The sequence below is a fragment of the Cellulosimicrobium arenosum genome (assembly GCF_014837295.1).
Lineage (GTDB): Bacteria > Actinomycetota > Actinomycetes > Actinomycetales > Cellulomonadaceae > Cellulosimicrobium > Cellulosimicrobium arenosum.
Window position 1 is genome coordinate 231,118 of record NZ_JACYHB010000001.1, and the last position, 23,823, is coordinate 254,940.

Below are 23,823 nucleotides of genomic sequence, written 5' to 3' on the forward strand. Positions count from 1 at the left end.
CGCGCGCTCAGAGGGTCGACCGCACGCGGATGATCTTGCGCCGCAGCCACACGCGGCGCTCGCCGCCCACGTACAGCAGGGTGCGGGCCAGCTCCCAGCGCCCGTACTCCGCCTCGTCGGTCAGGAGCCGTCGTGCGTCCGAACGACTCGTCGTCCGACCGATCGTCACGACCCGGTACTCGTACTGCCCGTTGTCCGCCCACCCGGAGCGACTGCTCGACGTCGACCTGCTGTGCACGCGCCACCGCCCTTCCACCGACCGGTCGGTGGCGGCCGATCGCCCCACGGGGAGGGGAGGGTCGGTCGCCACCTGTTTCGACTGCCCATTGTGCACCGCTCGGGGCTACGGTCAGGGTATGACCGCTGATCCGCGCGCCGCGCTCGACCGCTTCGTCGCGGCCCTCGAGGCCCACTACAACGCCGTCGTCGCACGGCGCAAGGACGACGACCCTGCGGTGGACGACGCCTACGACGTGCTCGCCGACGCCTTCGAGGTCTACGACGACTCGCTCGGCGAGGTCTACGGGGAGGCGACGCCGTTCGACCTCGCGGACGACGACGAGGACGAGGACGACGACGACGGCCTGGACGACGACGACCGTTACGACGTCGTGGACGACGACCAGCTCGCGGGCGACCCCGCCCGCTGAACCCGGCTCGTCACCCGTGACCTGTCACCAGCGCTCCGGGTAGCCGGTCTCGACGTCGCTGACGTCGTCCAGCGCGGTCCGGACCGCCTCCGGCAGCACGAGCTCCGCCGCGTCGAGCGAGGCCCGCAGCTGGGCAGGGGTCCGTGCACCCACGATGGCGCTGGCGACCGTGGGACGCCCCAGGAGCCACGCGAGCGCGACGTCGAGCGGCGCACGCCCCAGTCCCTCCGCGGCCGTGACGACCGCCTCCACGATCCCGGACGACGCATGGTCGAGGTAGGGCTCGACGAACCCGGCCAGGTGGGGCGAGGCACCGCGCGAGTCGGCGGGCAGCGCCCGGCGGTACTTGCCGGTCAGCACGCCGCGCCCGAGCGGGGACCACGCGAGCAGACCGAGCCCGAGGGCCTGCGCCGCGGGCACCACCTCGCGATCGACGCCCCGCTGCAGCAGCGAGTACTCGAGCTCGACGGCCGCGAGACCGACGTCGTCGGTCCCGGCGAGCAACGTCGCGGCCTGGGCGGTCGCCCACGCCGGGTGGTTGGACAGCCCGACGTAGCGCGTGCGTCCCGACGTGACCGCCTGCCGCAGCGCGGACACGGTCTCGGTGAACGGGGTACCGGCGTCGGGCGCGTGGACGAGGAAGAGGTCGACATGGTCGGTGCCGAGCCGGGCCAGCGACTCGTCGAGCGAGTCGAGCAGCGCGCCGCGCGATGCGTCGACCATCGGCCCGGACGACGTGTGGCGCACTCCCGCCTTGGTGCACAGGTGCAGGTCGCGACGGTCGACCCTGGAGCCGAGGAGCGTGCCGAGCAGCGACTCGGCGTCGCCGCCGGCGTAGGACGCCGCGGTGTCCACGAGCGTGCCGCCGGCGTCGACGAAGTCCGTGAGCTGCTCGGCGGCGTCGAGCTCGTCGGTGTCCCGGGCCCACGTCATGGTGCCCAGGCCGAGCGCGGAGACGCGCAGACCGGTGCGGCCCAGCTGGCGGAGTTCCATGGGAGCCGAGAGTACCGGCGCGCGCGCCGTGGCGTCGGTCGAAGGGACGGCCTGGGACGCGGGGTGCGGGCACTTCACCCACGGTGCCCGGATCGGGTGGATCGCGCTGTATCGTGACCGCTCGTGAATGCGTGGGAAGCCGTCCTGCTCGGCCTCGTCCAGGGACTGACCGAGTTCCTCCCGATCTCGTCGAGCGCGCACCTGCGCATCGTGGGCGAGCTGATCGGGTCCCAGGACCCCGGTGCGGCATTCACCGCGATCACGCAGATCGGGACCGAGACCGCCGTGCTGCTGTACTTCCGGCGCGACATCGTGCGCATCTGCGTCGCGTGGTGGCGCTCGCTGCGGGGGGACCACGGGACGGACTGGCGCTCGCGGCTGGGCCGGGCCGACCACGACGCCGCGATGGCGTGGTTCATCGCGCTCGGGTCGATCCCGATCGTCGTGCTGGGGCTGCTGTTCCAGGACGCGATCGAGAACACGTTCCGCAACCTGTACCTCACCGCCCTGATGCTCGCGGTCTTCGGCCTGCTGCTCGGATGGGCGGACCGCGTCGGCGCCAAGCGCCGCACGCTGGGCGAGCTGAACCCACGCCAGGCGGTCGCGTTCGGGTTCGCCCAGGCGCTCGCGCTGATACCCGGAGTGTCCCGCTCGGGCGGGACGATCACGGCGGGGCTGCTCCTGGGCTTCACCCGTGAGGCGGCGGCCCGGTACTCGTTCCTGCTCGCGATCCCGGCGGTGCTCGGGTCCGGGTTCTACCAGCTCTTCAAGTCGGCGGGCGAGCCCGCCGCCCCGGGGACGCCCGGTGCGGGCGCGACGCTGATCGCGACGGTCGTCGCTTTCGTCGTCGGGTACTTCGTCATCATCGCGTTCCTCAAGATCGTCTCCACGTTCACCTACACACCGTTCGTGGTCTACCGGCTCGCGCTCGCGGTGGTCGTCGTGCTGCTCCTGCTGACGGGTGTGCTCGAGCCGGGCGGTACGACGGCCCCGACCCCGTGACGTGCGTCCGGACGGTGTGGGGTTGGTCACCTCCGCGGCCTCACGTGCAGGTCGGTGCCACGCCCGGGCGCAGGACGGACCGCGGGACGCGAGGCCGCACTGCCGCGGGCCGCTAGGGTGAACGGGTGCACAGCTGGCCCGCCCCGCAGATCCCCGAGCTCCCCGGCCGCGGCCACCCCGTCCGGGTGCACGACTCCACGACCGGCGAGCAGGTCGTCGCGGCGTCGGCCACGGACCGTGCCTCGCTCTACGTGTGCGGCATCACGCCCTACGACGCGACGCACATCGGCCACGCCGCGACGTACGTCGCGTTCGACCTGCTCGTGCGCGCGTGGCGCGACGCCGGCCACGAGGTGCGCTACGCGTCCAACGTGACCGACGTCGACGACCCGCTGCTCGAGCGGGCTGCCGCGACGGGCAAGGACTGGCGCCAGATCGCCGTCGAGCAGACCGCGCTGTTCGCCGAGGACATGACGGCGCTCGGCGTCGTGCCGCCCGACGTGTACGACGGGGCCGTCGAGAAGATCCCGGCCGTCGTGGACGCGGTGACCCAGCTCCTCGACGCCGGCCTCGCCTACCGCGTCCCCGTCGAGCCTGGTGCCGGCGGCGAGGACCCCGGGCTCGGGGACGTGTACGCCGACCTCTCGGGCGATCGGGCGTTCGGGTCGGTGTCCGGGTTCTCGCGCGACGTCATGGAGCACCTGTTCGCCCAGCGCGGAGGCGACCCCGGTCGCGACGGCAAGAAGGACGCGCTGGACCCGTTGCTGTGGCGGCGCGAGCGCCCCGGCGAGCCCGCGTGGGACGGGGGCGTGCTCGGGACGGGCCGGCCCGGGTGGCACGTCGAGTGCGCGGTCATCGCGCGCGACGGGATCGGCCTGCCGTTCGACGTGCAGGGCGGGGGAGCGGACCTGCTGTTCCCGCACCACGAGATGTCCTCCTCGCACGACCGCATGCTGTCCGACGGCGCAGCGCCGCGCGTCCACGTGCACGCGGGCCTCGTGGCGTTCCAGGGCGAGAAGATGAGCAAGTCGCTCGGCAACCTCGTCCTCGTGTCGAACCTGCGAGCCGCCGGGGCCGACCCGATGGCGATCCGCCTCGCGCTGCTCGCGCACCACTACCGGGGCGAGTGGGAGTGGACGGACGACGACCTGCCGACCGCCGTGCGGCGCCTCGAGACGTGGCGTGACGCCGTGTCCGGCAACGGGGGACCGGACGCCGGCTCGATGCTCGACGCGGTCCGCGCCGCGCTCGCGGACGACCTCGACGCGCCGGCGGCGCTCGCCGCGGTGGACGCGTGGGCTGCGGAGTCGCTGCGCCCCGGTCGGGACGTGTCCGGTGACGTCGAGGGGGCGCCCGGCGTGGTGGCGCGATCCGTCAACGCCCTGCTCGGGGTGCGGCTCTAGGAACCACGCACCCCGCGGCGGTCAGAGCCTGGGACCGCCACCCTTGCCCTCTCCGGGCGTGCCCGGGTCGCGCCGGCGCAGGTAGCGCTCGAACTCGCGCGCGATGGCCTCTCCGCTCGCCTCGGGCAGCTCGGCGGTGTCCTTGGCCTCCTCGAGCTGCTGGACGTACTCGGCGATCTCCGGGTCCTCGGACGCGAGCTCGTCGACGCCGTGCTGCCACGCCTCGGCGTCCTCCGCGAGCTCGCCCAGGGGGATCGGCTCCGACAGCAGCTCCTCGACGCGCGCCAGGATCGCGAGCGTCGCCTTCGGCGACGGCGGGTGCGCGACGTAGTGCGGCACCGCGGCCCACAGCGAGACGGACTGCAGCCCACGCTCGGCCGCGGCGTGCTGCAGCACCCCGACGATCCCGGTCGGCCCCTCGTAGGCGGTGGGCTCGACGTCGAGCACCGCCTGCAACCCGACGCTCTCCGACGTCGCGGTCATGGGGATCGGCCGGGTGTGCGGGACGTCGGCCAGGAGCGCGCCGAGCGTCACGACCGTGCGCACGTCGTGCGCACGAGCGATGTCGAGGAGCTCCCGGCAGAACCGCCGCCACCGCATCGAGGGCTCGATGCCCTGCACGAGCACGACCCGGCGGCCGCTCGGCGCCAGGGTCGCGGTCGCGACGGTCGTCGTGGGCCACTCGATCTCGCGCCGGCCCTCGTCGTCGGTCGTGAGGATCGGCCGGCTGACCTGGAAGTCGTGGAACTCCTCCGGGTCGAGCTCGTCGACGTCCTGCGCGCCCCAGACCTCGTGCAGGTGCTCCACCGCCGAGGTCGCGGCGCTGCCCGCGTCGTTCCAGCCCTCGAACGCCGCGATCATCACGGTCTGACGGGCTGCGTCCTGCGGGTTCTCGCTCATCGCCCCAGCCTATGCGGCCGTGCCCGACGGCGGCGGGCCAGGTTCGCGGACGGCGTACCCCGGGCCGCCGGGTCCTGGCCCGTCCGGTCCCGGGGCGCTCCACCCGTACCCTGGAGGTGCGAGGGTGTGCTGTCGCCCGCACCCTCACCTCACCCGACCCCACCGTCGCTGGAGCACTTCTTGACGTCCGTACGCCCTGAGAACTCGTCCCCCGTGCTGCCCCAGGCCGTCCTGTGGGACATGGACGGCACGCTCGTCGACACCGAGCCGTACTGGATGGCGGCGGAGCACGAGCTCGTCGCGGCGCACGGGGAGTCGTGGTCGCACGAGGACGCGCTGATGCTCGTCGGCAACCCGCTCACCGTCTCGGCGCAGATCCTGCGCGAGCGCGGAGGAGTGCGGCTGCCCGTCGAGGACATCGTGCGGTTCCTGCTGGGCCGCGTGGTCGAGCAGGTGCGCGAGCGCGTGCCGTGGCAGCCGGGTGCGCGCGAGCTGCTCGCCGCGCTCGGAGACGCGGGCGTGCCGTGCGCGCTCGTGACGATGTCCTACCGCGAGCTCGCGCAGCCGGTGGCGGACCGCACGGGCGCGTTCGACGTGATCGTGTGCGGTGACGAGGTGGAGCGCGGCAAGCCGGACCCGCAGCCGTACCTCCTGGCCGCCGAGCGGCTCGGGGTCGACGTCACCCGTTGCGTCGCGATCGAGGACTCGCCGTCGGGCATCGCTTCGGCGCTGGCCTCCGGCGCGGCGACCCTCGGGGTCGAGGCGGTCGTCCCGGTCGAGGCCGCACCCGGCCTCAGCCGCGCGCCGTCGCTGGAGCGCGTGGACCTCGCGACGCTCGCGCGCATCGTCGCCGGCGATCCGGTCGACCTGCTGGCGCCGTCCGAGCTCAGCCCGCGCTAGCGGCGCCGCGGCGCCGTCGGACGACCCGCGGCACCCGTCCGGCGCCGGGTCGAGCCCGCCACCTGCTGCCGAGCGTGGACCGAGAGCACCGCCGTGAGCGCGGACGTCACCGGCACGCGCACGCGAGCGCATAGGCTCGCCGGGTGGACGGATCCCAGCCCTCGGCGCCCCGCGCCTCTGGCCGACAGCAGCAGCCCGCGCGCCCCGGGCAGACCAAGGGCTGGGTGATCGGTCGCGTCGCAGGTGCGCCGGTGATCCTGACGCCGTCGTGGTTCGTCGCGGCCGTGATCCTCACCGTCCTGTTCGCGCCGACGGTCCAGAACCTCGCGCCGCGGCTCGGACGGGAGATCTACCTCGTCTCCTTCGCGTTCGTGCTGCTGCTCTTCGCGTCGGTGTTCCTGCACGAGGTCGCGCACGCGCTCGTCGCGCGGGCGCGCGGTCAGCACGTGACCGAGCTCGCGGTGACCCTGTGGGGCGGGCACACCGCCTACTCGGGGTCGTCCGCGCGACCCCTCGACGGCTTCCTCATCTCGGTCGTGGGCCCGCTGACGAACCTGGCCCTCGCCGTGGTCTTCTGGTTCAGCTTCCAGGCCCAGCCCACGTTCACCGTGCCTGCGCTGCTGCTCTACGCCGGCGCGTTCTCCAACGCGTTCGTCGGGTTCTTCAACCTGCTTCCCGGGCTCCCGCTCGACGGCGGTCAGATCCTCGAGTCCGCCGTGTGGGCCGTGACGGGCTCGCGCACCCGGGGCACGGTCGCCGCGGGCTGGGTGGGCCGAGTCGTCGCGGTGGGCGTCGTCGCCTGGGCGCTGCTGTGGCCGCTGACCGTGGGGGTGCGGCCCGACCTGTGGACCGTCGCCTGGGCGGCGTTGATCGGCGCGTTCCTGTGGTCCGGTGCCGGGCAGGCGATCCGCGCCGGGCGGTCGCGCGAGGCCGTGTCGGGGCTGTCGGTACGAGGGCTCGCGAGGCCGGCGGTCCCCGTCGCGTCCGACGCGTCGGTCGCGGCCGTCGGGCGCGAGGTCGCCCGCGCGGGCGGCCCGCACGTCGTCGCCGTCGTGGTCGACGCCGCGGGCCGCGCCCTCGGGTACGTCGATCCCGGCGCCGCCGCCGCCGTCCCGCCGGACGCGGCGGAGACGACGCCCGTCGCCGCCGTCGTCGTCCCGCTGCCCGCCGGCGCGAGCGTCGACGCCGGTCTCGTCGGCCCCGACCTGCTGGCCGCCCTCGCCCAGGTCGGGCGCCAGGCGTCCGTCGTCGCCGTGACCGACGCCGGACGTCTCGTCGGGGTGCTCGAGGTGAGCACGGTCGTCGCGGCGTTGCGCACCGCCCGGCAGGGCTGAGGACGGGTGCGGGCCCGGCCCGTAGGATGGTCGCCCGTGACCGACGAGAGCTCTGCACCCGTGCCCCAGCTGCCCACCGACCCCGGAGCGGCACGGCCGGGTGCGACGGGAGCAGACCTCCGCCGCGGGCCGCTGCGCGTGGGCGACAAGGTGCAGCTCACCGACCCGCGAGGGCGCCTGCACACGATCACGCTCGCGCCCGGGGCGACGTTCCACACGCACAAGGGCTACCTGCGCCACGACGACCTGATCGGCCGGCCCGAGGGCACGGTGGTGCGCAACACCGCCGAGATCGAGTACCTCGCCCTGCGGCCGCTGCTCTCGGACTACGTGCTGTCGATGCCGCGCGGCGCAGCCGTCGTCTACCCGAAGGACGCGGGGCAGATCGTCGCGATGGCCGACATCTACCCGGGCGCGCGCGTCGTCGAGGCGGGCGTGGGATCGGGCGCGCTGACGCTGTCGCTCCTGCGCGCGGTCGGCGACTCGGGCTCGCTCCACTCGATCGAGCGGCGCGAGGACTTCGCCGCGATCGCGACCGGCAACGTCGAGAAGTTCTTCGGCGGGCCGCACCCGGCGTGGGAGCTGTCGGTCGGCGACCTCGCGGACGTCCTGCCGACCGTCGCCCCGGACGGCACCGTGGACCGCGTCGTGCTCGACATGCTCGCGCCGTGGGAGAACCTCGACGCCGTGGCGCGCGCGCTCGTGCCCGGCGGCGTGCTCGTGTGCTACGTCGCCACCACCACCCAGCTCTCGCGCGTCGCCGAGGGGCTGCGCGCCGACGGCCGGTACGCCGAGCCCACCGCGTGGGAGACGATGGTCCGCGGCTGGCACCTCGAGGGCCTCGCGGTGCGCCCGCAGCACCGCATGATCGGGCACACGGGGTTCCTCATCAGCGCACGCCGGCTCGCGGACGGCGTCGCACCGCCCGAGCGCAAGCGCCGTCCTGCCAAGGGCTCCTACCCCACGGGCGAGGAGCAGTGGTCGCCCGAGGAGCTTGGTGAGCGGCCCGTGTCGCCGAAGAAGATCCGTCGCGTCCGGCGCGACGTCGGCCAGGCACCCGAGCAGCCGGGCGGGCAGGCTCCCGCGCGGACCTCCGGGCAGGCCGAGCAGTCCGAGCACGCCGAGCCGTCCGAGCACGCCGACCGTGGCCCCGAGCCCGACGCGCCCGTGTCCGACGCGTGACGGTCACGTAACGATCCGCTCCTCCACGTCTCAGCACGGGTGTCATCGATGCCCGTGGCGAAGAATTGTGCCTAAGGTCGACACCCGGCGAGAGGGGAGACCCGATGAGCGAGACATTCGGCCGTAGCGACGACCTGGGCGCAGGAGGTGCGTCGCGCGAGGTCGCGCTCCTGTCCGCGAAGAACGAGCGCCTCGCCGAGGCGCTGCGCGCCGCACGCGACCAGATCGTGGACCTCAAGCGCCAGATCGACGACCTGGCCAAGCCCCCGGGCACGTACGCCGTCTTCCTCGGCGCCCACGAGGACGGCAGCGTCGACGTGTCCGCGTCGGGCCGCAAGATGCACGTCGGGGCGAGCCCCTCGATCGACGTCGCGCGGCTGCTGCCCGGCCAGGAGGTCAAGCTCAACGAGGCGATGACCGTCGTGGGAGCGGGCGCGTACGAGCGCACGGGGGAGATCGTCACCGTCAAGGAGGTCCTCGACGCAGAGCGCGTCCTGGTCGTCGGGCGCGCGGACGAGGAGCGTGTCGTGCGGCTGGCCGGCTCGGTGCCGCCGGACACGCTGCGCGTGGGGGACTCGCTCACGGTCGACACCCGCAGCGGCTTCGTGTTCGAGGTCGTGCCGAAGTCCGAGGTCGAGGAGCTCGTGCTCGAGGAGGTCCCGGACATCGACTACGCCGACATCGGCGGGCTGGGACCGCAGATCGAGCAGATCCGCGACGCCGTCGAGCTGCCGTTCACGCACCCGGACCTGTTCCGCGAGCACGGGTTGCGCCCGCCCAAGGGCGTGCTGCTCTACGGTCCGCCCGGGTGCGGCAAGACGCTCATCGCGAAGGCCGTCGCCAACTCGCTCGCGCACACCGTCGCGCGGGCACGCGGCGAGGAGCTGGCGCCGGGAACCGCCGCGAAGAGCTTCTTCCTCAACGTCAAGGGCCCCGAGCTGCTCAACAAGTACGTCGGAGAGACCGAGCGGCACATCCGGCTCATCTTCGCCCGAGCCCGCGAGAAGGCGTCCCAGGGGACCCCGGTCGTCGTGTTCTTCGACGAGATGGAGTCCCTGTTCCGCACGCGCGGCACGGGACTGTCGTCCGACGTCGAGACGACGATCGTCCCGCAGCTGCTCGCGGAGATCGACGGTGTCGAGCGCCTCGACAACGTCATCGTCATCGGGGCGTCGAACCGTGAGGACATGATCGATCCCGCGATCCTGCGGCCCGGCCGCCTCGACGTGAAGATCAAGATCGAGCGGCCCGACGCCGAGGGGGCCAAGGAGATCTTCGCGAAGTACCTCACCGACGACCTGCCGATCCACGCGGACGACCTCGCCGAGAACGGGGGCAACACGCGTGCTGCGCTCGACGCGATGATCCGGTCCGTCGTGGAGCGGATGTACTCCGAGGAGGACGAGAACCAGTTCCTCGAGGTCACCTACGCCAGCGGGGACAAGGAGATCCTGTACTTCAAGGACTTCAACTCCGGTGCGATGATCCAGAACGTCGTCGACCGCGCCAAGAAGTCCGCGATCAAGGACCTCCTCGCCACCGGGCGGCGCGGCATCCGGGTCGAGCACCTGCTGTCCGCGTGCGTCGACGAGTTCAAGGAGAACGAGGACCTGCCGAACACGACCAACCCCGACGACTGGGCACGCATCAGCGGCAAGAAGGGCGAGCGCATCGTCTTCATCCGCACGATCGTCCAGAAGAAGGGCGAGGGCGGCTCGCCGCGCACGATCGACACCGTCACGAACACCGGCCAGTACCTCTGAGACCTGCACCCGCCGCACCGTCCGCACCGTCCGTGGACGGTGTCGCCGCGCCCTCGCGGGTCCGGCATAGGGTGGCCGTGTGAGCGTTCGACGGGTCATGGGCATCGAGACCGAGTACGGCGTGCTGCAGCCGGGGCAGCCCATGGCGAACCCGATGCTCATGTCCAGCCAGGTCGTCACGACCTACCGGGCGCTCGCGGCGCGCAGCGACGGTGCGCGGGGCAGGGCCCGGTGGGACTACGACGACGAGGACCCGCTCCAGGACGCGCGCGGGTTCCATCTCCAGCGCGCCTCCGCCCACCCGTCGCTGCTCACGGACGACCCGACGGCGCCGGCGCCGTCGGGCCCGGTCGCGGCGTCGGCCGGTGCTGGGGGTGCTGGGGGTGCCGTGGCCGGTGCGGGGGCCGAGGGCGCCGGGACCGCGGGCCGGCCGGCGGGCACGCTCCAGGAGGTCGCGCGTCCGACGGCCGAGGAGTACGACGACCCGAGCGCGGCGAACGTCATCCTCACCAACGGCGCGCGGCTCTACGTCGACCATGCCCATCCCGAGTACTCGTCCCCCGAGGTCACCGTGCCGCACGACGCGGTGTGCTGGGACGTCGCGGGGGAGAGGGTGATGCTCGCGGCGTCGCGCGAGCTCGCGAACGCCCCCGGCGCGGCCCCGGTGGTGCTGTACAAGAACAACGTCGACGGCAAGGGCGCGAGCTACGGCACCCACGAGAACTACCTCGTCGACCGTGATGTGCCGTTCGGCGTGCTGGTGGAGATGCTCACGCCGTTCCTCGTGACCCGGCAGGTCTTCTCCGGCTCGGGACGCGTCGGTCTCGGTCCCACGGGCGAGGCCGACGGCTACCAGATCTCCCAGCGCGCCGACTACGTCGAGGCCGAGGTCGGCCTCGAGACGACCCTGCGCCGTCCGATCGTCAACACGCGCGACGAACCGCACGCGGACCGTCTGCGGTGGCGCCGTCTCCACCTGATCATCGGCGACGCGAACCTGTTCGAGACCGCGACCTATCTCAAGACGGGCACGACCTCGCTCGTGCTGTTCGTCATCGAGCACCTCGACGAGCTCGGTCCGGGCGTCCGGGCACGCCTGGCGTCGCTGCGGCTCGCGGACCCGGTCGCGGACGTCCAGCGGGTGAGCCGCGACCTCGACCTCACGCGACCTCTGCGGCTCGCCGACGGTCGCTCGCTCACCGCCCTCGAGATCCAGCGCGAGTACCTCGCGGTCGCCGCGGACGCGGCGGGCGGTCCCGCGGCCGGCTCGGCGGGCGTCGACGCGCCGACGCGCGACGTGCTCGACCGCTGGGAGTCGGTGCTCACGCGGCTCGCCTCCGACCGCGACGCGTGCGCCCGGGACGTCGAGTGGGTAGCGAAGCTGCGGCTGCTGGACCGGCTGCGCGAGCGCGACGGCCTCGACTGGGGTCATGCGCGGCTCGCGACCCTGGACCTGCAGTGGTCCGACGTGCGGCCCGAGCGCGGGATCTACCACCGACTGCTCGCCGCGGGCGCGGTCGACCGGATCGTCACGGAACGTGAGGTCGGGGCGGCGGTGCACCACGCTCCGGAGGACACGCGGGCGTTCTTCCGCGGCGAGGTCATGGCGCGCTACGGCGACCAGGTCTCGGCCGCGAGCTGGGACTCGGTCATCTTCGACGTCCCGGGAGCCCCGTCGCTGCAGCGCGTCCCGATGATGGACCCGCTGCGCGGCACGCGCGCCCACATCGGGTCGCTCCTCGACGCGTCCGACGACGCGGCGACCCTGCTGGCGGGTCTCGCGTCCCCGAGTTGACGCGCAGCAACTAGGCTGGAGGTACGACGGCGCCGGGTTCCCTCGCGGACCGGGCGTCGCGTGCGAGCAGTACCGTGTCCGCCCTGGTGGCGGGCCACGTAGCGGCAAGTAGCGGCAGCAACAGCAGTGACGGCAGAGTCGGCAGATCCACGGGACGCAGCGCGGCCGGTGGGCGAGGAGGCAGTGATGGCGGGAACGGAACGCACCCACGCGTCGCACGAGGACCGGCGTCCTGACGACGAGCCGGACGCCCCGGCCGCCCCGGCCGCGCCGCAGAGCCAGGCGCGCGACGCCGAGGTGGACTCGCTCCTCGAGGAGATCGACGAGGTGCTCGAGACGAACGCCGAGTCGTTCGTCCGCGGGTTCGTCCAGAAGGGCGGCGAGTGAGAAGGGTGGCCCAGTCCTGATGAGCACGGACCTCCCCGGGCGGCTGCCCGACGCGTTCACGACCCCCGGGTCGTCGTCGTTCCTCGACTTCCTCCACGGTCATGCACCGGAGCTCCTGCCCTCGCACCGCGCGACGGGCGCCACGGGCTCGGCCGCCGGCACGGACCCGCGCGGTGCGTCGCTCGCGCCGCACGCGACGACGATCGTGGCGTGCACGATCGGTGCCGACGCCGCAGGTGGCGTGGTCATGGCCGGGGACCGGCGCGCGACGATGGGCTCGATGATCGCGCACCGGGAGATCGAGAAGGTCTTCCCCGCGGACGAGTTCTCGGCGGTCGGCATCGCGGGCACCGCGGGCATCGCCGTCGAGCTCGTGCGGCTCTTCCAGCTCGAGCTCGAGCACTACGAGAAGATCGAGGGCGCCCTGCTCTCCCTCGACGGCAAGGCCAACCGGTTGTCGACGATGATCCGTCAGAACCTCGGGCTCGCGCTGCAGGGTCTCGCGGTCGTCCCGCTCTTCTGCGGGTTCGACCTCGACCAGGGCCGGGGCCGGATCTTCTCCTACGACGTCACCGGCGGGCGCTACGAGGAGCGCGACCACCACAGCGTGGGGTCCGGGTCCGTGTTCGCCCGCGGTGCCCTGAAGAAGCTCTGGCGACCGGGCCTGCGCCGCGACGAGGTCGTGCGGGTCGCCGTCGAGGCGCTGTACGACGCCGCGGACGACGACTCGGCGACGGGCGGGCCCGACACGGTGCGCCGGATCTGGCCCGTGGTCTGCGTCGTGGACGGGGCCGGCTACGTGCGCGTGCCGGACGCGGAGCTCGGGCCCGTCGTGGACGAGATCGTCGCGGAGCGCCACGCCGCCGCCGGCGGAGCGGACGGGGGTGCACGGTCATGAACATGCCGTTCTACGTCTCGCCCGAGCAGCTCATGAAGGACCGGGCGGACTTCGCCCGCAAGGGGATCGCGCGCGGCCGGTCCGTCGTCGTGCTCGCCTACGACGACGGGATCGCGTTCGCGACCCAGAACCCGTCGCGTGCGCTGCACAAGATCTCGGAGATCTACGACCGGATCGCGTTCGCCGCCGTCGGCAAGTACAACGAGTTCGAGAACCTGCGCGTGGCCGGTGTCCGGTACGCCGACCTGCGCGGGTACTCCTACGACCGCTCGGACGTCAACGCTCGTGGTCTCGCGAACGCCTACGCCCAGACCCTGGGAACGGTGTTCACCACCGAGTCCAAGCCCCTCGAGGTCGAGCTGGTCGTCGCCGAGGTGGGTCCGACGCCTGCGCGGGACCAGGTCTACCGGATCTCCTACGACGGCTCGGTCGCCGACGAGCAGGGCTTCGTCGTCATGGGCGGCCAGTCCGAGCGACGCGGGCAGGTCGTCGCCGAGGCCTGGGAACCCGGCATGTCGCTGCCGGCCGCGCTGCGGCTCGCGGTCCGGGCGCTCGGCGCGAGCGAGGACCCCGAGGCGGAGCCCGAGGACATCGACGCGTCGCAGCTCGAGGTAGCCGTCCTGGACCGGACGCGTCCGCGGCGCGCGTTCCGGCGGCTGACGGGCGGCGTCCTGGAGTCCGTGCTCGAGCCGGACGGGGAGTAGGTCATGGACCGCAGGATCTTCGGGCTCGAGACCGAGTACGGCGTCACGTGCGCCGCCGACGACGGCCGCGGGCTGTCGGCGGACGAGGTCGCCCGGTACCTGTTCCGCAAGGTCGTGGCGTGGGGCCGCTCCTCGAACGTGTTCCTGCGCAACGGCTCGCGGCTGTACCTCGACGTCGGCTCCCACCCCGAGTACGCCACGGCCGAGTGCGACGACGTGCGCCAGCTCGTCGCGTACGACCGCGGCGGCGAACGCATCCTCGAGGGCCTCGTCGCCGACGCCCAGCAACGCCTGGAGCACGAGGGCCTGCCGGGCCGCATCCACCTGTTCAAGAACAACACGGACTCTGCGGGCAACTCCTACGGGTGCCACGAGAACTACCTCGTGCGGCGCCAGGGCGACTTCGCCCGGTTGTCCGACGTGCTGGTCCCGTTCCTCATCACGCGTCAGGTGCTGACCGGGGCCGGGAAGGTCCTCTCGACGCCGCGCGGTGCGGTGTACTGCCTGTCGCAGCGCGCCGACCACATCTGGGAGGCCGTCTCGAGCGCGACCACGCGGTCGCGGCCGATCATCAACACGCGCGACGAGCCGCACGCCGACGCGGAGAGCTATCGCCGCCTGCACATCATCGTGGGCGACTCGTCCATGGCGGAGACGACCACCATGCTCAAGGTCGGCTCGACCGACCTGCTGCTGCGGATGATCGAGGCGGGGGTGCCCATGCGCGACCTCGCGCTGGAGAACCCGATCCGGTCCATCCGCGAGATCAGCCACGACATGACGGGCAAGCACCCGGTCCAGCTCGCGAGCGGGCGGACCGTCACCGCGGTCGACCTGCAGGGCGAGTACCTGCAGCGGGTCAAGGAGTTCGTCGAGCACGAGGCGTCGCAGACCCCGGTCGTCAAGCAGGTCCTCGACCTGTGGGAACGCGGGCTGCGCGCCCTCGAGACCGACGACCTGTCGCTCGTGGACCGCGAGCTCGACTGGGTCATCAAGTACCGGCTCATCGAGCGCTACCGCGCCAAGCACGGGCTCGAGCTCGACGACCCGCGCGTCGCGCGTCTCGACCTGGCGTACCACGACATCTCGCGCACCGAGGGGCTCTACAACCTTCTCGCGGCCCGTGGCATGGTGGAGCGCGTGACGACCGACCTCGAGGTGTTCGAGTCGACGGCCGTCCCGCCGCCCACGACGCGCGCCAAGCTGCGCGGCGACTTCGTGCGCGCCGCACAGGAGGCCCGGCGGGACTACACGGTGGACTGGGTGCACCTCAAGCTCAACGACCAGGCGCAGCGCACCGTGCTGTGCAAGGACCCGTTCCGCAACGTCGACGAGCGGGTGGAACGACTCATCGAGTCGATGTGACGTGCAGGGACTGATGTGACGACCGTGCTCCCCACGGCCGACGGACCTCTGGGTGCCGCGCGGCCGCACCGCCGCCGCGCCCGCCGCTACCGGGCGTCGACCCGTGCCGCGGCGCTCGCGCTCGCGACGGCACTCGTGCTCGCGGCGTGCCAGGAGCCGGAGGACGTGCGTGCGACGCCGCTCAACACGGCGGTGGAGGTCTCGGGCCGGGCGGGCGTGACCCCGGAGGTCTCGTTCACCGCGCCGCTGGACGTGCCGGAGACGCGGTCCGAGGTCGTGTGGCCGGGGACGGGACCTGAGCTCGCCGACGGCGACCCGCTGCTGCTGAACATCTACGCGCAGGACGGCCGCGACGGGTCGGTGATCCAGAGCACGTTCGCGGACGCGCCCCAGTGGTACACGATGAGCGACGGGTCGGTGGGCAGCGAGCTCGCCGACGCGCTGGACGGGCAGCGCGTGGGAGCACGCCTCCTGCTCGTCGAGTCCGACGAGAGCGAGGGCACCCAGGTGCCGGTCGTGATGGTCGTCGACGTGCTCCCCACGGGACCGACGGGCGAACCGGTGGACCCGGTCGACGGTGCGCCCACGGTGACGGACGGTCCGGACGGCGAACCGGTGGTGACGATACCCCCGGGCACCGACCCGCCGGGCGACCTCGCCGTCGTCCCCCTCGTGCGCGGAACCGGCGCGCAGGTCGAGGCGGGCCAGGTGGTGACCGCGCGTTACACCGGTGTGCGCTGGTCCGACGGCACGGTGTTCGACAGCACGTGGACCGACGGGGGTGCGCCGACGTCGGTCATGATCGGCATCGGTGAGGTCGTCGAGGGCTGGGAGCAGGGCCTGCTCGAGCAGTCGGTCGGCAGCCGAGTGATGCTCGTCGTCCCGCCCGGTCTGGGGTACGCCGACACGTCGAGCCCGCTCGCCGACGAGACGCTGGTGTACGTCGTGGACATCCTCGACGCGCACTACCCGACGACCGAGGAGTCCGCCCGGGCGGACGAACGACCCCCCGACGAAGGAGCAGACCCATGACCGTCGCGACCCGCGTGATCCCGTGCCTCGACGTCGACGCCGGGCGAGTCGTCAAGGGCGTGAACTTCGAGAACCTGCGCGACGCCGGCGACCCGGTCGAGCTCGCGGCGCGCTACGACACCGAGGGCGCCGACGAGATCACGTTCCTCGACGTCTCCGCGTCGTCGGGCGAGCGCGAGACCATGTACGACGTGGTGCGCCGCACCGCCGAGCAGGTGTTCGTCCCGCTCACGGTCGGCGGTGGCGTGCGCTCCACGGACGACGTCGACCGGCTCCTGCGCGCGGGCGCGGACAAGGTCGGGGTGAACACCGCGGCGATCGCCCGTCCCGGGCTGATCGCGGAGATCGCCGACCGGTTCGGGAGCCAGGTCCTGGTCCTGTCCGTCGACGCCCGCCGGACGACGGGCGAGACGCGCACGGACTCCGGCTACGAGGTCACGACGCACGGGGGCCGACGTGGAACGGGCATCGACGCGGTGGCGTGGGCCGAGCGGGCCGCGGAGCTCGGCGCGGGCGAGATCCTCCTGAACTCCATGGACGCGGACGGGACGACGAACGGGTTCGACCTCGCGATGCTGGCCGACGTGCGGTCCGTGGTCCGGGTCCCGCTGATCGCGAGCGGGGGAGCCGGCGCCGTCGAGCACTTCACCGCGGCGGCCCGTGCCGGGGCGGACGCGGTCCTCGCCGCGAGCGTGTTCCACTTCGGGGCCATGACCGTGGGTGCCGTGAAGGACCGCATGCGGGCCGACGGCGTCACGGTGCGCTGATCGCTCGTCGTCGTCCTCGGCCCTCCGTCGGGCCTCCGTCGGGCCTCCGTCGGCACGGGGCCGGACCGAGAACGGCACGGGGGGTTCACCCGGGGCGATGTCCAGGAGTCCGTCGCCCCCGACCGTGCGAGAATCGTCGCACCCCGAACGAAAGACGAGGTCCGTCCGTGCCTGCCCGCACGACGCGCTCCACCAGAGCCGACGCCCGCCCCGCCCGCACCGCTCCCACCGACTCCCTGCCCGACCCGTTCCCCGTCCGCCGCCCGCACGGCCTGACCGGCTCGCGCCTGCGACGCTCGCTCACCCTGATGTGGCGCGGCCTGCGCGACGAGTGGCGCACCTACGCGCTCGGGGTCGGCGCGTCGGCGCTGTTCGGCGCCCTCACTGTCGCCGTGAGCAGCGCCGTCGGCACCGCGACGGACGAGGTGGTCGTCCCGGCTCTCGCGGGCGACGAGGCGGCGCGCGACCGGATCTGGGTCGCCGGGCTCGCGCTCGCCGGGATCGCCGTCTCCCTCGCGCTGAGCGTGGCCGCGCGCCGGATCTTCGCGGGCAACGGCTTCGCGGCCCTGCAGGCGCGGCACCGCACGGTCGTCACGCGCCAGTACCTGCGTCTGCCCATGTCGTGGCACCGCGCGCACCCGGCAGGACAGCTGCTGTCGAACGCCAGTGCGGACGTCGAGGCGTCGACCGGGGTGTTCAACCCGTTGCCCTTCGCGCTGGGCGTCGTCGTCATGATCGGGGTCGCGGCGGTCATGCTGTTCCGCGCGGACGTCTGGCTGGCGTGCGCCGCGCTCGTGGTCATCCCGCTCGCCATCGCGGCCAACGTCGTCTTCCAGCGCTACATGTCGCCCGCGATCACGCGCGCGCAGCAGCTGCGGGCCGAGGTCGCCGACGTCGCGCACGAGAGCTTCGAGGCAGCGCTGCTGGTCTCGTCCCTCGGCACGCAGGACCGCGAGGAGGCGCGCTTCGCCGGGCGGACGGACACGCTGCGGGCCGCGAACGTGCGCGTCGGCCAGGTCCGCGCGTACTTCGACCCGGTGATCGAGATGCTGCCCGCGCTCGGCACGCTCCTCGTGCTGGGCGTCGGCACGGTACGTCTCGCGAGCGGGGCCGTGGAACCGGGCGACATCGTCTCCGCGGCCTACCTGCTCACGGTCATGGCGGTGCCCGTGCGCGCGTTCGGCTGGGTGCTGGGCGAGCTGCCGCGCGCCCTCGTCGGGTACGAGCGCATCAGCCGCGTGGTCGACGCCGGTGGCGTCCTGCGGGCGGGCACGGACGCGTTGCCCGCGGGGCAGCACGGTCTCGCGGTGCACCTCGACGGCGTCGGGGTCGACGTGCGCGCGGGCGGGCGGTCCGTGACCCTGCTCGACGACATCGAGCTCGACGTGCCCTCCGGCGCGACGGTCGCGATCGTCGGCCCGACGGGGGCGGGCAAGACGACCGTGGTCTCGCTCCTGGCCCGGCTCTCGGACCCGACGCGCGGACGCGTGCTGCTCGACGGCCGCGACGTGCGCGACGTGCGCGAGCAGGACCTGATCTCCGCGGTCGCGCTCGTCGCGCAGCACGCGTTCGTGTTCGAGGACACGGTGCGCGCGAACGTCTCGCTGTCGGACGTCGGGCAGGGACCGGACGACGCGCAGGTGTGGGAGGCGCTGCGGCTCGCCCGCGTCGACGACGTCGTGGCGCGCCTTCCCGACGGGCTCGACTCCCCGCTGGGGGAGCGCGGCGCGAACCTGTCGGGGGGTCAGCGGCAGCGCCTCGCCATCGCGCGCGCTCTCGTGCGGCGCCCGCGCCTGCTCGTGCTCGACGACGCCACCTCCGCCGTCGACCCTCGCGTCGAGCAGGAGATCCTCGCCGGGCTGCGGCGCGAGGGTGCCGCCCGGCCGACGGTCGTCATGGTCGCGTACCGCATGTCGAGCGTCGCGCTCGCCGACGTCGTCGTGCACGTCGCGTCCGGGCAGGTCGTGGACGTCGGGACCCATGCCGAGCTGGTCGCCCGCGACCCCGGCTACCGCGAGCTCGCGACCGCCTACGCGCGCGAGGCGGAGCGCCGCGCGCGGGACGAGGAGGACGAGGTCCCGGGCGACGACGTGCACCCCGGCGTGCTGCCGGCCGAGACCGACGACGAGGCCGGGGACCTCGCCGTGCAGGAGGACCGTGAGGCGACGGAGGCTGCGCGGCGCGCAGAGGCGGGGGCGCTGGAGGAATGAGCACGACGACGCAGGCAGGGGCGCGGATCGCCTCCGCGAGCTCCTTGGGGGTCCTCGCGACGCTGCGCCGCGGCGTGCAGGTCTCGCCGGAGATCCTCGACGGGCTCTGGGTCACGCTCGCCCTGGCCGTCGCCGCCGCCCTGGGGCGTGTCGTCGTGCCGATCGCCGTCCAGCAGACGATCGACACCGGGATCGGGGCCGAGAGCGGCCCGGACGCCACCCGCGTGGCGGTCCTCGTGAGCGTGGCCGCGGTGCTGCTCGTGGGCGCCGGGCTGTGCTCGGCGCTGGTCAACGTGCGGCTGTTCCGCTCCACGGAGGCCGGGCTCGCGTCGCTGCGGGTGCGCGCGTTCCGGCACGTCCACGACCTGTCGACGCTCACCCAGGGCACCGAGCGGCGCGGTGCGCTGGTCTCGCGCGTGACGAGCGACGTCGACACGATCTCGTTGTTCGTCCAGTGGGGCGGCATCATGCTGCTCGTCTCCGTCCTGCAGATCGGGGTGGCGACGGTGCTCATGGCGATCTACTCGTGGCAGCTCACGATCGTCGTGTGGGCGTGCTTCGTCCCGCTGTTCCTGGTCCTGCGGCCCGCCCAGCGCCACGTGAACCAGGCCTACACCGACGTGCGCGCGCGGGTCGGCGCGATGCTCGGCGCGATCTCGGAGTCGGTCGTCGGCGCCGAGACCATCCGCGCCTACGGTGTCGGGGCCCGCACGGCGCGGCGCATCGACGCCGCGGTCGACGCGACCCGCGGCGCCATGGTCCGGGCTCAGAAGCTCGTCGCCGTCGTGTTCTCGTCCGGCGTCCTGGTGGCGAACCTCGTGCTCGCCGTCGTCGTGGTGCTCGGTTCCTACCTGGGCGTGGCGGGCGACATCAGCGTCGGGCAGCTGCTCGCGTTCCTCTTCCTCGTCCAGCTGTTCACCGGGCCGGTGCAGATGGCCACCGAGATCCTCAACGAGCTGCAGAACGCGGTCGCGGGGTGGAGGCGCGTCCTCGCGGTGCTCGAGACCCCGCTCGACGTGGTCGATCCCGGGGCCGACGGGGTGGTGAGCCCGCGCGGACCCGCGCACGTGCGCCTGGAGCGGGTGCGGTTCGCCTACCCGGACGGGCCCGAGGTCCTGCACGGCGTGGACCTCGACCTGCCGGCCCGTACGTCGGTCGCGGTCGTGGGGGCGACCGGGTCGGGCAAGACGACGATCGCCAAGCTCGTCACGCGGCTCATGGACCCCACGGGCGGCCGGGTCCTGCTCGACGGCGTCGATCTGCGCGAGGTCCGGGGCTCGAGCCTGCGCGAGCGCGTGGTCCTGGTGCCGCAGGAGGGCTTCCTGTTCGAGGGCACGGTCGAGGAGAACGCCGCGTACGGGCTGCGGGACGGGTCCGCGTCCGACGACGAGCGTCGCGCCCGGGTGGCGGCGGCCGTCGCACGGCTCGGGCTCACCGACTGGGTGGCGGACCTGCCCGACGGCGCGGGCACCCAGGTCGGGCAGCGCGGTGAGTCCTTGTCGGCGGGGGAGCGCCAGCTGGTCGCGCTGCTGCGCGCCTACCTGGCCGAGGCGGACCTCTTGGTGCTCGACGAGGCGACGTCCGCGGTCGACCCGGCGGCCGAGGTGCGGATCGCCCGTGCCCTCGCGACCCTCACGGCGGGCCGTTCGACGCTCACGATCGCCCACCGGCTCTCGACGGCCGAGGCGGCCGACCTCGTCGTCGTGGTCGATGCCGGGCACGTCGTCGAGGTCGGCTCGCACGCCGAGCTCGTCGAGGCGGACGGCGTGTACGCGCACATGCACGCGGCGTGGGTCTCCCAGACCCGATGACAGGTGCCGGTCGTCCGCGACGGACCGTTCCCGCCGCCGACGCGCGAGACGTGACGGCGGCACGGGCCGTCGTCTGGCAGGATTCTCGGGTGCCCGACTCGACCCCCGACACCCCGCCCGCCCCGACCGCCGGGCTGCGCCCCGACGTCGCCGCCCGGCTCAAGTGGGACGACGCCGGCCTGGTCGCCGCGATCGTCCAGCAGCACGACTCCGGCGAGGTCCTGATGCTCGGCTGGATGGACGACGAGGCGCTGCACCGCACGCTCACCAGCGGCCGGGTGACGTTCTGGAGCAGGTCGCGCAAGGAGTACTGGCGCAAGGGGGACACGTCGGGCCACGCGCAGCACGTGCGGTCCGTCGAGCTCGACTGCGACGGCGACGCGCTGCTCGTGCGCGTGCACCAGGTGGGTGCCGCGTGCCACACGGGGACCCGTACGTGCTTCGAGGCCGGCGGCGACCTCGGTGCCGTGGTGGGGGAGCAGCCGACGGCCGACGGCACCGCACCGTCGGCGACGCCGTCCCCGGAGGAGGACCAGTGAACCCGACCGACCCGTCCGTGCCCGCCGCACCCGTCACCGTGCCGCCCGGCGGCCCCGCGTGGGGCGAGACGTGGCCCGCGCGCGACGGGTTCCGTGCGCTCGCGCCGTCGCGCCGCGTCGTGCCGGTCGTCCGGCGCCTCCTGGCCGACGACGTCACGCCCGTCGGGCTGTACCGGACCCTCGCGGACGGGCGGGCGGGCACGTTCGTGCTCGAGTCGGCCGAGTCCGACGGTACCTGGGGTCGCTGGTCGTTCGTCGGGGTGACGTCGCGGGCCACGCTCACCGCCCGGGACGGTCGCGCGGTGTGGTCCGGCGACGTACCGGTCGGGATCCCGACCGAGGGCGACGTCGTCGAGGTGCTCGACGCGACCCTCGCCGCGCTGCGCACGCCGCCGATCGACGGGCTCCCGCCGCTCACCGGCGGGCTCGCGGGAGCGATCGGGTGGGACGTGATCCGGCACTGGGAGCCGACGCTGCCGTCGCGGGCACCGGACGAGCTCGGCGTGCCGGAGCTCACGCTGTGCCTCGCGACGGACCTCGCCGTCGTCGACCACAGCGAGGGCTGCGTGTGGCTCGTCGCGAACGCGATCAACTTCGACGACACCGACGAGCGCGTCGACGAGGCGTACGCGGACGCCGTCGCCCGTCTCGACGCGATGCAGGCTCGGCTGGTGCGCGAGCCCACGCACGTCGTCTCGGCCGTGGGCGCGGCGCCCGAACCGGAGCTCGAGTTCCGCTCGACGCGCGAGGAGTTCGAGGCGTCGGTCGTCGCGGGCAAGGAAGCGATCCGGGACGGGGAGGTCTTCCAGGTGGTGCTGTCGCAGCGCCTCGACCTGGACTGCCCGGCGCCGCCCCTGGACGTCTACCGGGCGCTGCGCACGATCAACCCGAGCCCGTACATGTACTACTTCCAGCTCGTGGACGCGGACGGGCACGACTTCGCCGTGGTCGGGTCGAGCCCGGAGACGCTGGTCAAGGTGACCGACGAACGGGTCGTGACCTTCCCGATCGCGGGCTCGCGCCCGCGCGGCGCGACACCGGAGGAGGACGTCGCGTTCGGCGAGGAGTTGCTGGCGGACCCGAAGGAGCGGGCCGAGCACATCATGCTCGTCGACCTGTCGCGCAACGACCTGGTCAAGGTGTGCGAGCCCACGTCCGTCGAGGTCGTCGAGTTCATGGTGACCAAGCGGTTCAGCCACATCATGCACCTGTGCTCGACGGTCGTGGGCACGCTGCGCCGTGACGCGTCGGCCCTGGACGCGTTCCGCGCGACCTTCCCCGCGGGCACGCTGTCGGGCGCGCCCAAGCCGCGCGCGATCGCTCTCATCGACGAGCTCGAACCGGCGTCACGGGGCATCTACGGGGGCACGGCGGGGTACTTCGACTTCGCGGGGAACATGGACATGGCGATCGCGATCCGCACCGCCCTCGTCCGGGACGGTCGTGCGAGCGTGCAGGCGGGCGGCGGGATCGTCGCCGACTCGGTGCCGGCCCTGGAGTACGCGGAGTCGCGCAACAAGGCGGCGGCCGCCGTGCGCGCGGTCCAGGTCGCGGCCCGGCTGCGGAGCCTCGGATGACCGGTCCGAGCCGGCGGACGGCGATCTGGACGTTGCTGCTGCTCGGCGGGGCGACCCTCGCGGCGGCTGCACCGACCTGGATCAGCACGACCGGGTCGACCGTGCTCGAGCCGGTGGTGGACGTCGCCGTCTCGGGGACGACGGCGGCACCCGGGGTCGGCGCCGCGGCCCTCGTCCTCGTCGCGGCGGCGCTCGCGCTCGGTCTCGTGGGCCGGGTCGGGCGCTGGGTCGTGCTCGCCGTCGCGGCGGTCAGCGGCGTGGTGGTCGTCGCGACCGCGCTCGGCGTGGTGCTCGACCCGGTCCCGGCCGCGCGGTCCGCGGTCGCCGAGGCGACGAACGTCACCGAGCCGACGTCCGAGGTCGTCGTGAGCGCGGCACCCTGGGTCGCCGTCACCCTCGGCGTCGCGACCGTGCTCGTCGCGCTGTGGGCGGCGGCCGGTTCCCGTGCCTGGGCAGGAGCGTCGACCCGCCACGAACGGCCGACGAACCGCGCCCCCGCCCCTGAGACGACGGACCACGACACCTGGGACGCCCTGACCCGGGGCGCCGACCCGACCGACACCGACGACCCGAACGACACCGACGGGACGGCGGCTCCCGCCGGACGCTGA

Annotated in this window: 22 protein-coding genes; 19 read left to right on the plus strand and 3 right to left on the minus strand. The window is 73.5% G+C overall.

The annotated features are described in order from the left end of the window. Nucleotides 1-7: 7 nt before the first annotated feature. A complete protein-coding gene (locus IF651_RS01050; RefSeq protein ID WP_191827226.1) occupies nucleotides 8-238 on the minus strand; it encodes a DUF5703 family protein in 231 nt (76 codons plus the stop codon). A gap of 118 nt (nucleotides 239-356) precedes the next feature. Here IF651_RS01050 and IF651_RS01055 point away from each other — a divergent pair, with 118 nt between their 5' ends. Then, on the plus strand, nucleotides 357-650 hold the full coding sequence (locus IF651_RS01055) for a primosomal protein (protein ID WP_191827227.1): 294 nt from the start codon (nucleotides 357-359) through the stop codon (nucleotides 648-650). A 24-nt stretch (nucleotides 651-674) separates the two neighbouring features. On the opposite strand, the gene IF651_RS01060 is transcribed toward IF651_RS01055, so the two are convergent. Further along, nucleotides 675-1,643, minus strand: coding sequence for an aldo/keto reductase (locus IF651_RS01060; protein ID WP_191827228.1), 969 nt, complete (start codon nucleotides 1,641-1,643; stop codon nucleotides 675-677). Between the two features lie 123 nt (nucleotides 1,644-1,766). Between IF651_RS01060 and IF651_RS01065 the strand changes: the two genes are divergently transcribed. Continuing rightward, nucleotides 1,767-2,645, plus strand: a complete 879-nt coding sequence (locus IF651_RS01065; protein WP_191827229.1) for an undecaprenyl-diphosphate phosphatase — start codon at nucleotides 1,767-1,769, stop codon at nucleotides 2,643-2,645. Between the two features lie 125 nt (nucleotides 2,646-2,770). Continuing rightward, the gene (mshC, locus tag IF651_RS01070; RefSeq protein WP_191827230.1) at nucleotides 2,771-4,048 is read left to right on the plus strand and encodes a cysteine--1-D-myo-inosityl 2-amino-2-deoxy-alpha-D-glucopyranoside ligase; all 1,278 of its coding nucleotides are present in this window, start codon (nucleotides 2,771-2,773) and stop codon (nucleotides 4,046-4,048) included. A 21-nt stretch (nucleotides 4,049-4,069) separates the two neighbouring features. Here mshC and IF651_RS01075 read toward each other — a convergent pair whose 3' ends face one another. Continuing rightward, nucleotides 4,070-4,948, minus strand: a complete 879-nt coding sequence (locus IF651_RS01075; protein WP_191827231.1) for a PAC2 family protein — start codon at nucleotides 4,946-4,948, stop codon at nucleotides 4,070-4,072. 180 nt (nucleotides 4,949-5,128) lie between these two features. Here IF651_RS01075 and IF651_RS01080 point away from each other — a divergent pair, with 180 nt between their 5' ends. From IF651_RS01080 to IF651_RS01155, 16 genes are all read left to right on the plus strand, one after another. Further along, nucleotides 5,129-5,848: an HAD family hydrolase gene (locus IF651_RS01080; RefSeq protein ID WP_277818418.1), complete on the plus strand. Its 720-nt coding sequence runs from the start codon at nucleotides 5,129-5,131 to the stop codon at nucleotides 5,846-5,848. Nucleotides 5,849-5,991: 143 nt separating this feature from the next. Beyond that, nucleotides 5,992-7,182 carry a site-2 protease family protein gene (locus IF651_RS01085; RefSeq protein ID WP_338403688.1) on the plus strand — a complete coding sequence of 397 codons (1,191 nt, stop codon included), beginning with the start codon at nucleotides 5,992-5,994 and terminating at the stop codon, nucleotides 7,180-7,182. Between the two features lie 69 nt (nucleotides 7,183-7,251). Continuing rightward, nucleotides 7,252-8,364 carry a tRNA (adenine-N1)-methyltransferase gene (locus IF651_RS01090; RefSeq protein ID WP_191827560.1) on the plus strand — a complete coding sequence of 371 codons (1,113 nt, stop codon included), beginning with the start codon at nucleotides 7,252-7,254 and terminating at the stop codon, nucleotides 8,362-8,364. Nucleotides 8,365-8,468: 104 nt separating this feature from the next. Then, nucleotides 8,469-10,127, plus strand: a complete 1,659-nt coding sequence (gene arc / locus IF651_RS01095; protein WP_191827232.1) for a proteasome ATPase — start codon at nucleotides 8,469-8,471, stop codon at nucleotides 10,125-10,127. 97 nt (nucleotides 10,128-10,224) lie between these two features. Next, entirely contained in the window at nucleotides 10,225-11,922 is a 1,698-nt protein-coding gene (dop, locus tag IF651_RS01100; protein ID WP_191827561.1) for a depupylase/deamidase Dop, read from the plus strand. A 186-nt stretch (nucleotides 11,923-12,108) separates the two neighbouring features. Beyond that, on the plus strand, nucleotides 12,109-12,309 hold the full coding sequence (locus IF651_RS01105) for a ubiquitin-like protein Pup (RefSeq protein WP_191827233.1): 201 nt from the start codon (nucleotides 12,109-12,111) through the stop codon (nucleotides 12,307-12,309). A 19-nt stretch (nucleotides 12,310-12,328) separates the two neighbouring features. Continuing rightward, complete coding sequence (prcB, locus tag IF651_RS01110) at nucleotides 12,329-13,207, plus strand: proteasome subunit beta (protein ID WP_191827234.1); 879 nt, start codon at nucleotides 12,329-12,331, stop codon at nucleotides 13,205-13,207. After that, nucleotides 13,204-13,911, plus strand: a complete 708-nt coding sequence (gene prcA, locus IF651_RS01115) for a proteasome subunit alpha (protein ID WP_191827235.1) — start codon at nucleotides 13,204-13,206, stop codon at nucleotides 13,909-13,911. The genes prcB and prcA overlap by 4 nt, the downstream gene beginning before the upstream one ends. 3 nt (nucleotides 13,912-13,914) lie before the next feature. Continuing rightward, the gene (pafA, locus tag IF651_RS01120) at nucleotides 13,915-15,276 is read left to right on the plus strand and encodes a Pup--protein ligase (RefSeq protein ID WP_191827236.1); all 1,362 of its coding nucleotides are present in this window, start codon (nucleotides 13,915-13,917) and stop codon (nucleotides 15,274-15,276) included. A 15-nt stretch (nucleotides 15,277-15,291) separates the two neighbouring features. After that, on the plus strand, nucleotides 15,292-16,308 hold the full coding sequence (locus IF651_RS01125) for an FKBP-type peptidyl-prolyl cis-trans isomerase (protein WP_338403689.1): 1,017 nt from the start codon (nucleotides 15,292-15,294) through the stop codon (nucleotides 16,306-16,308). Beyond that, entirely contained in the window at nucleotides 16,305-17,075 is a 771-nt protein-coding gene (hisF, locus tag IF651_RS01130) for an imidazole glycerol phosphate synthase subunit HisF (RefSeq protein ID WP_191827237.1), read from the plus strand. The genes IF651_RS01125 and hisF overlap by 4 nt, the downstream gene beginning before the upstream one ends. Nucleotides 17,076-17,383: 308 nt before the next feature. After that, entirely contained in the window at nucleotides 17,384-19,285 is a 1,902-nt protein-coding gene (locus IF651_RS01135) for an ABC transporter ATP-binding protein (protein ID WP_191827563.1), read from the plus strand. Beyond that, a complete protein-coding gene (locus IF651_RS01140) occupies nucleotides 19,282-21,096 on the plus strand; it encodes an ABC transporter ATP-binding protein (protein WP_191827238.1) in 1,815 nt (604 codons plus the stop codon). Before IF651_RS01135 ends, IF651_RS01140 begins: the two co-directional genes overlap by 4 nt. A gap of 89 nt (nucleotides 21,097-21,185) precedes the next feature. Then, nucleotides 21,186-21,635, plus strand: a complete 450-nt coding sequence (hisI, locus tag IF651_RS01145; protein WP_338403690.1) for a phosphoribosyl-AMP cyclohydrolase — start codon at nucleotides 21,186-21,188, stop codon at nucleotides 21,633-21,635. After that, complete coding sequence (locus IF651_RS01150; RefSeq protein ID WP_194719846.1) at nucleotides 21,632-23,212, plus strand: anthranilate synthase component I; 1,581 nt, start codon at nucleotides 21,632-21,634, stop codon at nucleotides 23,210-23,212. Before hisI ends, IF651_RS01150 begins: the two co-directional genes overlap by 4 nt. After that, nucleotides 23,209-23,823 (plus strand): Trp biosynthesis-associated membrane protein, encoded by a 615-nt coding sequence (locus IF651_RS01155; RefSeq protein ID WP_191827239.1) that lies wholly within the window; start codon nucleotides 23,209-23,211, stop codon nucleotides 23,821-23,823. The genes IF651_RS01150 and IF651_RS01155 overlap by 4 nt, the downstream gene beginning before the upstream one ends.

Bases quoted from the DNA above. Each gene is read 5' to 3' on its own strand.
- IF651_RS01055 (WP_191827227.1), top strand. From the start codon at position 357: ATGACCGCTGATCCGCGCGCCGCGCTCGACCGCTTCGTCGCGGCCCTC.
- IF651_RS01060 (WP_191827228.1), bottom strand. From the start codon at position 1,643: ATGGAACTCCGCCAGCTGGGCCGCACCGGTCTGCGCGTCTCCGCGCTC.
- IF651_RS01075 (WP_191827231.1), bottom strand. From the start codon at position 4,948: ATGAGCGAGAACCCGCAGGACGCAGCCCGTCAGACCGTGATGATCGCG.
- arc (WP_191827232.1), top strand. From the start codon at position 8,469: ATGAGCGAGACATTCGGCCGTAGCGACGACCTGGGCGCAGGAGGTGCG.
- dop (WP_191827561.1), top strand. From the start codon at position 10,225: ATGGGCATCGAGACCGAGTACGGCGTGCTGCAGCCGGGGCAGCCCATG.
- IF651_RS01105 (WP_191827233.1), top strand. From the start codon at position 12,109: ATGGCGGGAACGGAACGCACCCACGCGTCGCACGAGGACCGGCGTCCT.
- prcB (WP_191827234.1), top strand. From the start codon at position 12,329: ATGAGCACGGACCTCCCCGGGCGGCTGCCCGACGCGTTCACGACCCCC.
- prcA (WP_191827235.1), top strand. From the start codon at position 13,204: ATGAACATGCCGTTCTACGTCTCGCCCGAGCAGCTCATGAAGGACCGG.
- pafA (WP_191827236.1), top strand. From the start codon at position 13,915: ATGGACCGCAGGATCTTCGGGCTCGAGACCGAGTACGGCGTCACGTGC.
- hisF (WP_191827237.1), top strand. From the start codon at position 16,305: ATGACCGTCGCGACCCGCGTGATCCCGTGCCTCGACGTCGACGCCGGG.
- IF651_RS01135 (WP_191827563.1), top strand. From the start codon at position 17,384: ATGTGGCGCGGCCTGCGCGACGAGTGGCGCACCTACGCGCTCGGGGTC.
- IF651_RS01140 (WP_191827238.1), top strand. From the start codon at position 19,282: ATGAGCACGACGACGCAGGCAGGGGCGCGGATCGCCTCCGCGAGCTCC.
- IF651_RS01155 (WP_191827239.1), top strand. From the start codon at position 23,209: ATGACCGGTCCGAGCCGGCGGACGGCGATCTGGACGTTGCTGCTGCTC.